The sequence below is a fragment of the Saprospiraceae bacterium genome (genome assembly GCA_016710235.1).
GTDB lineage: Bacteria > Bacteroidota > Bacteroidia > Chitinophagales > Saprospiraceae > Vicinibacter.
The window spans coordinates 719,832-734,058 of sequence record JADJLG010000001.1; the positions used below are offsets into that span (position 1 = coordinate 719,832).

Sequence of the window (14,227 nt, forward strand, 5' to 3'; positions counted from 1 at the left end):
TTTTCAAAAAAAACTAGTGATTTAAAATCAATTGGCAATTAAGCTTATAAAAGCGTTGTCTGAAGAAAATTCTGTTTGTCAGGATAATCCGTGGTAAAATGCAAACCCCGGCTTTCTTGCCTCATAGACGCTGATCGAGATACAAGATAACCTATGGTAATTAAATTGCGCAATTCACACAATTGCGGAGACAAAACCGTATTGTTGTATAATGATTCTGTCTCTTCGTACAATAGATGCAAACGATCCAAAGCTCTCTTGAGACGGACATTGGAACGAACGATACCTACATAATAACTCATGATATCTTTGAGTTCCCTAATACTTTGGGTTATAAGAACCATCTCCTTTGGCTGGGTTGTGCCAAAAGCATTCCATTCGGGTATGCGAACATTCAGCTGAATGGCATCAATACTCAAAATGATATCTTTTGCAATCCGATATCCAAAAACCGCTCCTTCCAGCAATGAATTGGAAGCAAGACGATTTGCCCCGTGCAGGCCTGTTGAAGTACATTCCCCAGCAGCATACAGGTAATGTATGGAGCTTCTCCCAAATTCGTCGACTTTGATCCCGCCACAAAAATAATGGCAAGCCGGTACTACTGGAATCATCGTTGTCAATGGATCAATTCCTATCGATTTGCATTTTTCATAGATCGTCGGAAAGTGATTGATAAATCCTTCTTTGTCCAAATGTCTGCAATCCAGACAAACGAAATCATGACCTCTAGCTTTCATCTCGCTATCAATAGCCCTCGCAACTATATCTCTCGGAGCAAGAGAAAGTCTTGCGTCATATTTATGCATAAATTCTTCTCCTTCTTTGGACTTCAGTTTTGCTCCAAATCCTCTAACTGCTTCGCTGATCAAAAAAGCCGGATTTTCGCCAGCAGCCCTAAATAATGCCGTAGGGTGAAATTGGACAAATTCCATGTTTTCTACGTGCCCTTTTGCCCGGTACATCATGGCAATTCCATCTCCAGTTGATACCAATGGATTTGTGGTAGTTCTGTAGGTTTGACCTGCCCCACCTGTTGCCAAGACCGTAACCCGAGCCAGATGCATCTCTACGTCTAAACTTTTGAGGTCCAGGAGGTAAGCACCGTAGCATTCAATATCGGGCATTATCCTGGTTACATTGTAACCCAGATGATGTTGTGTAATGACATCAATAGCAAAATAATGCTCCAATATTTTAATATTGGGGAACAGTTTGATTTTTTGCAACAATGTTCTTTCGATTTCTGCACCTGTGAGATCCCTGAAATGCAATATTCTGTGCTCAGAGTGTCCCCCTTCTCGTGCCAGGTCATAAGCTCCGGTAGTGGCAGATTTATCAAAATTGGCACCCCAATCTATCAATTCTTTCACTCTAGTGGGGCCTTCTTCAACGACCAACCGGACTATCCTCTGATCACATAAATCATCACCTGCATCTAATGTATCGGCAATGTGCTTTTCAAAACTGTCTTCTTCCAAATTCCATACTGCCGAAATTCCTCCCTGTGCATATCGGGTATTCCCTTCCTCCTTAGTCGTTTTACTCACTATGGTGATCTTGAGATCCGGTCGGAGTTGAGAGATATGAATGGCTGAGCTCAAGCCTGCGATCCCACTGCCAATGATTAGTACATCTGATTGATACACTTCCCTTATCTTTAAGCCCCAAAGGTACAATGTTATTGCTTTACACTTCATGCTGATGTCAATCACTTCACTGCTTTCTCAAATCAAAATTGGGTCCATAGGCCCTTTCAGCTTATTTATCTTACTCTTTCTTTCAACTCAAGTGACTGTTGAAGCACAGTCGAGCACTAAACTCGAAATGCTTTTTAAAAAACATATTCCAGGTGTGAAAGTGAAACAGCTTGATCCGCTTGCACCGTTTCAATCGATCTGGGAACTAAAAGTGCCACAGGCATTAGACCACAATCACCCTGAGAAAGGAAGCTTCTACCAAAAAATATATGTTCATCATGCAGGCTTCTCCAGACCAGTAGTCTTTGTTACTGAAGGTTATGATGGCAGATCAAGAGTGTATGAACCGACTACTTTGTTGGATGCAAACCAGGTGACTGTAGAGTACAGATATTTTGGTGACTCAAAGCCTGAGAAAATGGATTGGACCTTGCTCAATCACGATCAAGCCTTGAAAGATCTACATTATATCAATGGGTTGTTGAAAAAAATGTATAAAAAAAGATGGATCAGTACTGGAATCTCCAAAGGTGGCACTACTACAGCTTTATACAAACTCACCTATCCAAAAGACATTAAAGCATCGGTAGCATATGTTGCTCCATTTCCGACTGCTCAAGAGGATCATCGTACAATCGACCATTACAAAAAACAGGTCGGCACGGAAGAATGCAGAAAAAGAATATTCGAATTTCAAAAATCTATTTTACAAAATCGGGAAGAACTACGTCCTCTGATAGAAAATCTTGCCCATGAAGAAAAAGTAAATTTTTCAATCGGTGTAGATAAAGTTATTGATTTTGCTTCGGTTGAATTTCCATTTTCTTTTTGGCAATGGGGATTTGACTGCAGCGAATTGCCTCTTGAGCCTTGGACTCCTAAAGTGATCTTTGACTTCATAGAAGAGGTAGTAGATTTCAATTTTTATGACGATCCTACCTGCAAATCTTTTGAACCTGCTTATTATCAATTTATGACAGAATTTGGATACTACGGATTTGATACTACAGGATTGAATGATTTATTGTTGTATGAGAACGAACTAAGCAATTTGGCATTCTGTCCAAAAAATGCCGATCTGACGTATCGAGGTGCTTATATGAAAAAAATGAAGGAACTTGCTGAGAATAAAGGAAAAAATATCATTTATATCTATGGGGGTCGTGATACTTGGACAGCATGTGGCATTTTTCCAAGAGGAAAATCATACAGATTTGATCAAAAATTTGGTGGACACAGAACGCGAATTAAAAATCTGGATACAACTGACAAATTAAAAATATACTCCTTACTTTCTGCATACACCAAAACCAAAATACAAATTCCAGAATAATTTTACCTACTCATTGTTTGCAATTTATGCTTATACAAAATATTCCCGTTTTAGATCTGGTTAAAAAATATGACACCCCGCTATATATCTATGATACAGATATAATACTTCGCCAGATAAATAGATTGAAATCAGCTTTTGATGTGGACGAACTTGATATCCACTTTGCTTGTAAAGCCTTAAATAATATTAATATTCTTAAACTTATTCAAAAGTGGAATTGTGGATTGGATACCGTTTCTATTCAAGAGATTTGGTTAGGTCTCAAAGCGGGATTCAAAGCGGAACAAATTATCTATACGCCCAATTGTGTAGGGCCTGATGAGATAGAAATGGCAATTGAATTGGGTGTTCAAATCAATATAGACCATATTGAAACACTGGAATATATTGGATCTCATTATCCGGATACAAAAATATGTATCCGGATCAATCCACATGTCATGGCAGGTGGAAATGAAAAAATAAGTGTTGGTCATATCGATTCCAAATTTGGAATATCAATTTATCAGATGCCTCTTGTTTTACGTTTGGTTGACACCTTAAAACTTAAAATAAATGGTTTGCACATGCATACTGGATCAGATATTTTGGATCCAGGTGTTTTTACATTAGCTTCCGAAATTTTATTTGATGTCGCCAGAAAATTTCCTGATCTGCAGTTCATTGATTTTGGCTCCGGACTTAAGGTCCCATACAGACCTGATGATGTTTCTACGGATATAGAAGAACTTGGAAGTCTGCTCTCGGCTTCATTCAACCGATTTTGTAAGGAGTATGGTCGCCCATTGAAGTTGCTTTTCGAGCCTGGAAAATTTCTTGTGAGCGAAAGTGGTTATTTTTTTGTAAAAACCAATGTGATCAAGCAAACTCCTTCTACAGTATTCGCCGGAGTAGACTCGGGATTAAATCATTTGATCAGGCCCATGTTTTATGGCTCCTATCATCAGATTGAAAATATCAGTAATCCGGGCGGTCGTCCTAGAATCTATAATGTCGTTGGCTATATATGCGAAACCGATACTTTTGCAAGCAATCGAGCTATTTCAGAAATCCATCCCGGAGATATACTCTGTTTCAAAAACGCAGGTGCTTATTGTTTTTCAATGTCTTCTAATTATAATAGCCGTTTTCGACCAGCAGAAGTAATGCTTTACGAAGGCAAAGATTTTTTAATCCGCCAAAGAGAAACCATTGAAGATCTCTTAAAAAATCAGATACTTCAGGATTTTTAGACAAGCACAAATCTGCATAATTTAATGCACCTGTATCTCCGGTTATTGTTTTAGAGTATCACCAGCAATATTGAGAGCAACAAGCTCATTTCCTTTAACCCAAATTTTACAGTAAAGGATCGGTACAAAACCCAACTGCCATATCCGTGCGAAATGAAAAATAGGCCACATTATGGTATAAAATTTGCTCCTTATCGGCGATGCTTCAGCTTGAAGGAATTGTAATGCGACTCGTTCGCTATAAAGAGAGCAGTCTCATATTGGATATGTATACAGACAAACTCGGTATGCAGAGCTTTGTTATGAATGGAGTATTCAGCAGAGGCAATCAAAGGCTGGCAGCATTATTCCAGCTTTCCAATATTCTGGATTTCGTCTGCTATTACCATGAAAACAAAACTTTACACCGTATTAAAGAAGCCAGATCTTCAATCATTTACCAACACATACACTCGGATATCGTCAGGTCTGCAGTGACAAGTTTCATGCTGGAATTATGCCGAAAATCTATCCACGAAAAACAAAGCAATCCTGAACTATTCACTTTTCTCAAAACCAGCTTTGTCTATTTAGATAGGATCGAAAAGCTAGAGTTTGATTTCCACCTCCGATTTTCTGTTGAATTGCTTCAATATATTGGCTTCTCTCCTCAAACCAACTACAACGTAAGGAACAACTCATTTGACCTTGAAAATTCTGATTTCGTACCATATAATTCCCAGAATAAATTTCATATTTTACCTGAATACAGCTTTGTCTTTTATCAGTTGCTCACTGCTCAAAAAGCTGAATTGAAGCTGGACACGCGTCGAAAAATAATGGATCTTATCATCCTGTATTACAAAATGCATATCGACCAATTCGGTGAGATGAAATCACCTGAAATTTATAAAACAATCTTTGGTTAATAGGCAATCTCCCTCATTGCGGTCAAAATTTTGGCTAATTACCGGAAATGATTAATTTCTTTTGTGCCTTTTTACCGTTCACTTGTACATTTACAATATAGATTCCATCTGTCAGATCCGACAAATCTAATGTTTGAGTAGAGCTCTTTTCGCATTGAAAAGTTTTTATCTCCACACCATCCAACCTGAAAATTTGGATTCTATCTTTTTCCGATAATGACTGGGGGAATATCAAATGAATTTCTCCGTCTGTAGGGTTTGGAAACAAACCAAAATGCAATTCATCTGCAAGGTCTTTTGAACTTACAGTTCCAACTATTATTTTAAAAAGGTCCACTCCATAAAAACCTCCTGCTCCATCTTGAACATTGAAAATAAATCCATCTGTAACATTAGGGGCTGCTGTATGACTGTATGAGAGATTGCCGGAATCAATATCAGCCTGTGTAAATGTTGAACCGTAAGTTAATAAATTACCTTTCAACTTCAAATCTCCATATGTAGGGATACTCATCAAGGTAAATTTCAACTCAGCTGCACCATTGTCGTCATCTTTTACTTCCAAAAGACTACTTGGAATTTCTCTTGATTGAAGATTATCCAAACGCAATGCTACATTATTTACAACAAATGGATTCTTCACAATGATATCAGCACAGTATTCTATAGAATATTCAACCATGACTCCTCCACGGTAACTGGTTTTCGTCTGCTGCTCCAAATTCCACTCACCTTTTACATTCTCACCATTGAGCAAGGCAAGTTTTGTGTTTGGTCGCATTGCAACGTTGTTTGTCGGAGGACAGTATATGCCATTGGGTGCAGCATCATCAAACTGGCAGTTTATTTCGGTAGATATACCACAATTATAATTGAGCAAATTGATCACAGTCCCATTTGGACTGACAAGATTTAATTTGACGTCTGTGACAGCATCTGCATCAATGATTACTTTTTTTAAATTCAAATCAGAGATAATTCCTTCTTCTTCAATTACGATTGGAATTCTCTTTGTTGACACACCACTTCCTACATTGACAGGATTATCAGGATAGCTTTTGACACTACAATTTTTATTGACAGTCTGAAAAGTATATACTTCACTTGTGGAGTTGGAACCACATTCATTATTAGGTCTCAGTCTCCAATAATATACTTTACTTGGTTCAAGGGTAATTGGCAATTGTAGTTTATTTACGGTGAGATTATTTTTGGAAAATATAATTGTATTTCCAAATTCCGGACTGGTTGCAAGTTCAAAATCATTTGTTATTGAATTGATGCTACTAAGCCACTGGAACAATGGAGCTTCGATAATCCCCGTGGATCCATTAGAAGGCAATAAAAGTGCCATATCCGAAAAATTGTTGTTGATCACTTTTACTTTCACGTCGCTGTACACTGTGTCACCACCCGGACGAACAGCTCCTACCTGAAAAACTAAGTTACTCAATACATTTACCGAATTTAAATCTATAGAAAGCTCAGCATTGTCATTTGGACCAAGTTCGGTTTTACTAAAACGATATGTAGCTCCCGTTGGCAATCCTTGTCCTACTATTAGCTGAATACTACTTGAATTACTATTCCGAAAACATGATTGAAGATGCAAGTCCAACCTTGCAGGGAGACAAATTTTTGCTACCTGAGGGTTGACATTGAAGTCATAAGAAGGCGAATTGCTTTCTATCAATGAAATATCTTGATCAGAAACATCAAAAAACACATTTCCTACGGATTTAACCATAATTCTGCAGTTGGCAACTGCCATTGAATCCGGTATATCGACAATTTCCTCACCATCATTATCAGCATTTTCTTTGAGCAAAATTGGATTCTTAACATTGTTCTTGTAGATTAAATAAATATTTACCTTACTGCAACTCACAGGAGCAACATTAGTATTTGCTGCATCCCATTTGATGACATTACAAGCATTTTTATAGAGCACGTCTCCTGATCCATTGGGCTTCATCACCGTAAATGGCCCGGCTTGATCTGTTACTTCCAGATGAAGATTTTCCCATGAGACTGCACCACTTTCTGCATTGTTGTCCCGTACCACAAATCTGAAATCCAAAGGCCTGGAGACTGATGGCAATACTTCTCGCAAATTGAAGTTTTGTGCACCCAGAATAGATGACCAATTCGGAATCACTCGTACAGGATCAGTAGATGGGAAATTCACTTTAAACAATGGGCCTACGCTTGTCAAACTTACCGATCCAATCGCATCTCCATAAGCTCCGGGGTTGAATTGCTCCCAGCTATACGTAAGTACATCTCCTTCCGCATCTGTGGCAGAACCCGTCAGAGAAATAGGTGTTTGTATCGGTATCGTCAATCCTTCAGGGACCTCAATGTTTACCGTTGGTTTAGTATTGTTTGTCGTTAAAGTTGTGCCACAACTTGAAACAGCTAATCTCGTCATTGTCAAAGCCTGCTCCACAGATGCCACATGAAAAAAATCGGGGTGTGGAGTAGAACCCATTTCAACATTTAATCCACCACACAAACCGCTGTAAGACATAATGGTGGTACCGGATCCGGGTTCATAGGCTGTTCTTCCCTCTTCATTCCCGTTGCAATTGGAGAAAGTGTGCGTAGCTGAAAACTGATGGCCCATTTCATGACAGAAAATCCTTTGTGTAACATAGTTGATGTCTGTTGTATACCAACAGGTACATCCATTTGCTTTTCCACCTGTGGTACTGCAAAGACTTGCCAGATTGGCCACACCACCGACATCAGTACATCCAACAGTAAAACAATGACCTACATCATAAGATCTTGAGCCTACTTTCTGATTTACGATTTGGGTATTTTCTGAAATGATATCGCGTCCAGATCTCGGTGAACTATATGGATCCAGCAAAGCATCTAAATTAATCAAAAATTCATTGTTTGCTATCAAGTCCAAATGTGCACCAAAGTCTTTTTCGTATATAGAATTGAGAATATTTACTGATGCTACCATTTTGTCTAAAGCTGACTGCGTGGTGCCGCCTCCCAAGCTAGCTGCAGATCCCCATTCACCGGTACAACTCAAGGCAAGGCGAAACTTCCTTAGATTCATCGGTTCTACACCTCTTACTTTCAAAATATTTTGCTTGAATTCACTAGATTCACCTGTATGGACTATTGCTTCCAGATCATGAGTGCCACAAGCCAAATCTTGGCTTCCTGAACGGACTTCAAGATCTGAAGCCCTGAACACCCCAAAATATTGCTGATTTCCTTCACTTAGATTTTCTATCACTATTTCACCTGACGTTGTCAGAAAGATAGCTTGAAAACTATATGGAGAAATCGACAATCTCATCGTACTAGCACCCTGAAAGCCTTTATAGGTTTTAATCTCAGGAAATTTGGCAGCTAGCGCTTCTTCCATTACCGGCGACTCTACTACTTGATATGTTTCCCAAGTTCCATCAGGCATAGGAAAAGTAAGCGGTATGGCTTTGGAATAATCATCCTTTGCTGTCTGCGTTGACAAATATTTGCTCAGTTGCGCTTTATCCAAGTAGAATGGCTGATAATGCTTCATAGTTCGAAAACCATTTTTGGAAGGCAGATGATCTGCCTGGTCAATCAACTTAAAGAATTTCTGAGCATCTGCCTGTTGAGTTGTTAGAATCAGGCCCAATAATAAAAATGAGAGTATAAATTTTAACATAAAGAAATTTTGGCAAAAAAGAATAACGGTCAAAATTAGAATTTCGTTATGGAATGACCCAATTATTTCGGCAAGCAGCGCTTATTTTCCGATGATTTTACCATTCAGGGTATATTTAGACGAAAAACAGCTCAGATTCAAAATCAGGTTGACCAATATCGTCTGTCCCAGTTTGGCGACTATTAGGGAATCCCCAGAATCTTGTGAGTTTGAAGACTGAGCTTCCACATTGGGTGTGATTTACAAAATCGGACACACGATTCAGTGTTTTTCTGAAGTTCCAAGCCATCCATCGGTTGAACGAAATAATGCTCAAAAGCCAATTCTTCAAATTGTTGAGGGTCCTGATCCGGCTGTGGGTAAATGAACTTCAATTCATTGCCCCTTATCTGCACAATCTCTGTTTGAGGTTTTGGGCTAACACAAATCCAATCAATTCCTTCAAGCACAGGAATTGTTCCATTGGTTTCAATTGCCACAAAAAATCCTTTTGACTGCAATATTGACAACAGTTCCGGATCGAGTTGCAGCATGGGTTCTCCTCCTGTACACACAACCATTTTGTTTGAGCTGTTAGAAATTGGCCACTGTTGATATACCAGCTCTGCCAGTTCTGCAGCATTATATTTTCCTCCATTTTCGCCGTCAATCCCTACAAAGTCGGTATCACAAAACTTACATTTCGCCTTTGCCCTGTCTTCTTCACGGCCACTCCACAAATTACAACCTGAAAATCGCAAAAAAACTGCAGCTCTTCCACTATGAAAGCCCTCACCTTGTAGCGTATAAAAAATCTCTTTGACTGAATAAATCTGTCCCATCAATCAGGGTAACAAATGATCCAACTCTTCTAAAATCCTCTCCGGCTGGCTAAATCTTTCAGCAGGAAATACTTTCGCAATATTACCCATCTGATCTATCAAAAACATCCTTGGCACACCGAGTTCAATTCCATAAACAGCTTCACTCAGCATTTTACAATTGGGTATAATCGTCAAATCCGTAGCTTGTTCCTTAAGTTTCGCCGCTAATAATTGCTCAGGCGTTTCATCCATTAATGCAATGATATACGATGGCTTATTGCTTGACTTGTGCCAATTGGCAAATTGAATTAAAATGGGAAGTACTCGTGGGTCAGTCAGATTAGCAAAAATCAGGACTTGCGGTCTGCCTCGATTTTCATCTATAGTAACCATTTTCTGATCCAGATCAGGAGCCATGACTGGGGTCACCGGACTACCCTCAAAATGTTGGATCATCGCCTCAATAGGAGGTGAAAAAGGTGCTATCTCTACTCTAAAAGTACCGTCTTGCTGCCCTGCAAGTGTCAAAGTCAATCCCAAAAAGAAAGCTAGGAAAATATTCTGTTTCATCCTTTCTCTAAAATCAGGTATTTTAACTCTAAAAGACTAAAAATTGTTGCTCCAGGCATTGCCAATTTCATTTCATCTGTTGGTGCACGATCTAAAAGTGCTATGGATTGAATACCAGCTGCTTTGGCAGCTAAAACATCTGTGGCTTGGTCACCAACAAAAAAAGATTGCTCCAGATCTATATTTGGAAAATCCTGCTTCGCATAGAAAAACATTCCCGGTTTGGGTTTTCTACAATTACAATTTTCGGATTCTAAATGCGGACAAAAATAGACCCCATCAATTTCAATTCCCTGACGACTCAATTCATTCTTCATTTGTAGATGAATTTGCTCAAGATCCCCGTGAGTGTATTTTCCTTTGGCAATACCTTGTTGATTTGTTATTATAATCATTTTACCAAAGAAATCATTCACTGACCGCAGCCCTTCAAAAACATCTTTTTTGAATACAAACTCGTCCCAATTCTTGACATAATCTCCAGGTAGAAGGACATTGATTACACCATCTCTATCAAGAAACAAAACGCGATTTGATTTTTGATTTCTAAGCTGTTGGAGCCTTTCAGATGAAAACCAATTTTGTGCCCGAAAATAATCTTCCGGGATGCCGATGTCTATGAACGCTTCATCAGATTTATAAGCGTAGAGACCTGTATTTCCACCTTTTTTTTCTAAAATTTCTTTTTCAAAAGAAAAAACATCTCCTATCACAAAATCATTCAACACTGATTTTTTCATCCAATAAACACCTCCGTTGATCCAACCATAATCGAGTTCCTTCTTTTCATTAAATTTTTGGATTTGGTCATTGTCACCAATATCAATTGTCCCATATCTGTGCGGCTTCAGCATACGTTTTGCAGCCAATACCAAGTCAGCATTTCTTGATACTGCAAAACTCTTCATCCCTTCCAAGTCAATGTCAAAAAAAGTATCGGAGTTCAAAGCAAAAAAACGATCAGCAGACAAAAATTGAGAAGCAAATTTGATCGCCCCACCTGTACCTAATGCTTTGGGTTCAACAACACATTGGATTCTTGAATCTCCAGGATAATGATCTGCAATAAAATGGATAATATCTTGGGCTTTATAAGAGAGGGATAAAATGATGCGATCAATATTGTGTCCAAATAATGCATCAATCACGATAGACAAAAATGCTTTCCCGGCTACTGGTGCGAGTGATTTGGGCAGATGAGGATTTACACCCTGCAGGCGTGTACCGAGCCCTCCTGCAAGCAGGATAACTTCTTTCAAGACAAAAACAGTTTTTCCTCTACGAGTTGACAAATGATATGCCCTATTAAAATATGGCTCTCCTGAATTCTCGGCGTATCACCGGAAGGCACACATATCAGAATGTCGCTCAACTCCTTCATTTTACCTCCACCTATTCCCGTTAAACCTATGGTTTTCATTTTTTGATTTCTTGCTGCTTCAAAGGCAAGCACAATATTGCGCGAATTTCCAGAAGTACTTAGTCCTACAAGAATGTCTTCCTTTTTTCCAAATCCTGCTATCATTCGTTGGAAAATGACCTCGTATGAATAATCATTTGCAACGGCAGTGAGGTATGAGCTATTGCAATGCAACGCTTCCGCTGCCAATGCGGGCCTGTCTTTATAAAACCTACCGGATAACTCTGCTGCTAAATGTTGTGCATCTGCAGCTGAACCTCCATTTCCACAAAAATAGATTCTTCCACCTCTGCTTATAGCCTCAGTGATCCAATTGGAAGCGTTTTCCATATTTCGGATCATTTCTGAATCAGACACCAAGGCAGTTTTTACAGCTATGGATTCTCTGATGATATTTTCTATTTTAGATTTCATAATTTCGAACTAGCCCTCCAGCTTTGTACGCCTCTATCTGTAAAATGGGAGGAAATGATATAACCGCTTTGTTTTTTCAATTGTTCTGCAACCGCATATTTTGTATTTCCAGGACAATAAAAGAACATAAATCCTCCTCCTCCGGCACCCGAGATTTTGCCCCCGGTGGCCCCTGCTTCTTTAGCAGATGAATAGATATGATCCAGGCTTTCATTGGAAATACTATGAGCCATTTTCCTCTTTTGCTCAAATCCATAATCCAAGATTTCGCCTATTTCATGAAGTCGTCCTCTTAAAAGAGCTTCTTTCATCAATCGCGCCTGTTCTTTAAGCTGGTGCATTGCTTCAATGGAACTCTGTTTCTTATTCTCTACATTCAACTGCTGCTCTTGAATGATTTCCGTTGATTTTCTACTGGAAGAAGTAAAATAAAGGATGAGATTGTGTTCTAATTCTTGAATATACTCAGGTTTAATACGAAGTGGGTTGACAATCACCTGGTCGTCGTGGTAAAATTCCATAAAATTGAAACCTCCAAAAGTTGCAGCATATTGGTCTTGCTTCCCGCCGGCAAGTCCAAGTTCTTTTCTTTCAATTTCATAAGCAAGATGTGCCATATCATAATCTCCGAGAGGAAGATTATTCCATTCAGCAAAAGCTTTTAGAATAGCAACAACCAGGGTAGAAGAAGTCCCTAATCCACTGCCGGCGGGCACATCCATTGCCGTGGTCAGCCTGAATCCTTTGCCTTCTGGGAGCCATCGCTCTTGCCGCATTCTCAGGATCACCCCTTTTTGCAATTCCAACCCTGTATGCAACTGCAGCTCTTCATCCATCTGAAAAATCTGAACCTGTTTTTGATCAATGGAATGCAATTCCACTAAAGGATCATCGATCAATTCAATCGTTGCACTGGCGTATAATGACACCGTTGCATTCAATATAGCGCCTCCATATAGGTCGCTATACGGACTCACATCTGTTCCACCTCCGGCCAGACCCAGCCTAAATGGAGCTCTGCTTCTAAATATCATAAGCGAGATTCAATATTTTTTGTCTGAGTTTTTCCCAACTCAATTTAGTTTTTTCTATCCGAATTTGTGGTAAAAAATAATCTTGTGGATATGCAAAAAAGTCGACTATACATGCCGCAAGAGAATTTGCATCAGCTTTGCAAACCAATCCCACTTTTCCATGTGGGACCAATCTCGGTAATGAACCCACATCTGTAACGATCATTGGTACTTCGAAATGGTAAGCCAATGGTGTGACACCACTCTGCGTGGCAGATCTGTATGGTTGAACTACAACGTCCGCTGCAGACAAATAGTACTTGATATCACTATCCGGAATAAAATGACTGTGATCATAAATCCGCGTGGATAAACTATTGGCTTCTATCATCTTTTGATATGGCTCGGCGGATTCATAATACTCTCCGGCGATGAGTAGCTTTATACCTGACAGAGTTAGTGCTTCATTACTCATCGCTTCGAGTAGAATATCCAAGCCCTTATACTTTCTGATAAAACCAAAAAAAAGCATGATCTTTTCTTCTGTTCCCAGCTTCAAATGACGACGCGCTTCCACCTTTGAAATTGATTCTCCAAATCCATCATACAAGGGATGATCTACAATAGTTGCAGGAATATCGGGTCTCAATTTTCTGAGGTCTTCCATTACTTTTTCACTCATCGTAATACAGGCATGGACAGGTTTTAGAAAATAGGAGGTAAATGCGTGATCACCAAGTCTCTTTTCGTGAGGGATGATGTTGTCAGCTATACAAATGATTTTAGTATGGTTGTTTTTTCTGACTTGTCGGAGAATAGTTCCTAAACAAGGCCCCATAAAGGGTAACCAATATCGAACTATCAAAATGTCGGCTCGAAGTTTGTTTAATTCCTTTCCGACTGCAAACCAATTCAAAGGATTTACAGAATTTATTTTTACTCGAATGTCGATATCTGAAGGAGCAGGTTCACTTGAATATTGGCTTGTTCCAGGAAATAAAAAAGAAGGATACTGATAAGCAAAGGTATATATCAAAACTTCATCTCCTGATTTTTTAAATTCACGTGCCAAGCGTTCATTGAATGAAGCCAGACCACCTCTCAATGGATGCGCAGGGCCAACTATGACAATTTTGCTCATAGTCAATGATGCTT

The 14,227-nt window shown here is 39.2% G+C and carries 11 protein-coding genes; 3 read left to right on the forward strand and 8 right to left on the reverse strand.

The annotated features are described in order from the left end of the window. Window positions 1-44: 44 nt before the first annotated feature. On the reverse strand, window positions 45-1,700 hold the full coding sequence (gene nadB, locus IPI99_02940) for an L-aspartate oxidase (protein MBK7339467.1): 1,656 nt from the start codon (window positions 1,698-1,700) through the stop codon (window positions 45-47). Window positions 1,701-1,704: 4 nt separating this feature from the next. Between nadB and IPI99_02945 the strand changes: the two genes are divergently transcribed. The 3 genes from IPI99_02945 (at window position 1,705) to recO (ending at window position 5,176) form a co-directional block, all read left to right on the forward strand. After that, entirely contained in the window at window positions 1,705-3,033 is a 1,329-nt protein-coding gene (locus tag IPI99_02945; protein MBK7339468.1) for a hypothetical protein, read from the forward strand. Window positions 3,034-3,059: 26 nt separating this feature from the next. Beyond that, window positions 3,060-4,268: a diaminopimelate decarboxylase gene (lysA, locus tag IPI99_02950; GenBank protein ID MBK7339469.1), complete on the forward strand. Its 1,209-nt coding sequence runs from the start codon at window positions 3,060-3,062 to the stop codon at window positions 4,266-4,268. Between the two features lie 224 nt (window positions 4,269-4,492). Beyond that, window positions 4,493-5,176, forward strand: coding sequence for a DNA repair protein RecO (recO, locus tag IPI99_02955; GenBank protein MBK7339470.1), 684 nt, complete (start codon window positions 4,493-4,495; stop codon window positions 5,174-5,176). Window positions 5,177-5,210: 34 nt separating this feature from the next. Here the strand turns inward: recO and IPI99_02960 are convergent, their stop codons facing one another. The 7 genes from IPI99_02960 to IPI99_02990 all read right to left on the reverse strand — a co-directional run bounded on the left by IPI99_02960 (window position 5,211) and on the right by IPI99_02990 (window position 14,213). Beyond that, complete coding sequence (locus IPI99_02960; GenBank protein ID MBK7339471.1) at window positions 5,211-8,852, reverse strand: T9SS type A sorting domain-containing protein; 3,642 nt, start codon at window positions 8,850-8,852, stop codon at window positions 5,211-5,213. A 182-nt stretch (window positions 8,853-9,034) separates the two neighbouring features. Continuing rightward, window positions 9,035-9,673: a 7-carboxy-7-deazaguanine synthase gene (gene queE, locus IPI99_02965; protein MBK7339472.1), complete on the reverse strand. Its 639-nt coding sequence runs from the start codon at window positions 9,671-9,673 to the stop codon at window positions 9,035-9,037. Window positions 9,674-9,676: 3 nt separating this feature from the next. After that, the gene (locus IPI99_02970; GenBank protein ID MBK7339473.1) at window positions 9,677-10,225 is read right to left on the reverse strand and encodes a hypothetical protein; all 549 of its coding nucleotides are present in this window, start codon (window positions 10,223-10,225) and stop codon (window positions 9,677-9,679) included. Beyond that, entirely contained in the window at window positions 10,222-11,484 is a 1,263-nt protein-coding gene (locus IPI99_02975; protein MBK7339474.1) for an HAD-IIIA family hydrolase, read from the reverse strand. Before IPI99_02975 ends, IPI99_02970 begins: the two co-directional genes overlap by 4 nt. After that, window positions 11,481-12,059, reverse strand: coding sequence for an SIS domain-containing protein (locus tag IPI99_02980; GenBank protein ID MBK7339475.1), 579 nt, complete (start codon window positions 12,057-12,059; stop codon window positions 11,481-11,483). Before IPI99_02980 ends, IPI99_02975 begins: the two co-directional genes overlap by 4 nt. After that, on the reverse strand, window positions 12,056-13,093 hold the full coding sequence (locus IPI99_02985) for a dehydrogenase (GenBank protein MBK7339476.1): 1,038 nt from the start codon (window positions 13,091-13,093) through the stop codon (window positions 12,056-12,058). Before IPI99_02985 ends, IPI99_02980 begins: the two co-directional genes overlap by 4 nt. After that, window positions 13,083-14,213 (reverse strand): glycosyltransferase, encoded by a 1,131-nt coding sequence (locus IPI99_02990; protein MBK7339477.1) that lies wholly within the window; start codon window positions 14,211-14,213, stop codon window positions 13,083-13,085. The genes IPI99_02985 and IPI99_02990 overlap by 11 nt, the downstream gene beginning before the upstream one ends. Window positions 14,214-14,227 lie beyond the last annotated feature (14 nt).

Coding starts and splice junctions, on each gene's coding strand:
- IPI99_02960 (MBK7339471.1), bottom strand. CDS start 8,852: ATGTTAAAATTTATACTCTCATTTTTATTATTGGGCCTGATTCTAACA.
- queE (MBK7339472.1), bottom strand. CDS start 9,673: ATGGGACAGATTTATTCAGTCAAAGAGATTTTTTATACGCTACAAGGT.
- recO (MBK7339470.1), top strand. CDS start 4,493: ATGCGACTCGTTCGCTATAAAGAGAGCAGTCTCATATTGGATATGTAT.
- IPI99_02980 (MBK7339475.1), bottom strand. CDS start 12,059: ATGAAATCTAAAATAGAAAATATCATCAGAGAATCCATAGCTGTAAAA.
- IPI99_02970 (MBK7339473.1), bottom strand. CDS start 10,225: ATGAAACAGAATATTTTCCTAGCTTTCTTTTTGGGATTGACTTTGACA.
- IPI99_02945 (MBK7339468.1), top strand. CDS start 1,705: ATGTCAATCACTTCACTGCTTTCTCAAATCAAAATTGGGTCCATAGGC.
- IPI99_02990 (MBK7339477.1), bottom strand. CDS start 14,213: ATGAGCAAAATTGTCATAGTTGGCCCTGCGCATCCATTGAGAGGTGGT.
- nadB (MBK7339467.1), bottom strand. CDS start 1,700: ATGAAGTGTAAAGCAATAACATTGTACCTTTGGGGCTTAAAGATAAGG.
- lysA (MBK7339469.1), top strand. CDS start 3,060: ATGCTTATACAAAATATTCCCGTTTTAGATCTGGTTAAAAAATATGAC.
- IPI99_02985 (MBK7339476.1), bottom strand. CDS start 13,093: ATGATATTTAGAAGCAGAGCTCCATTTAGGCTGGGTCTGGCCGGAGGT.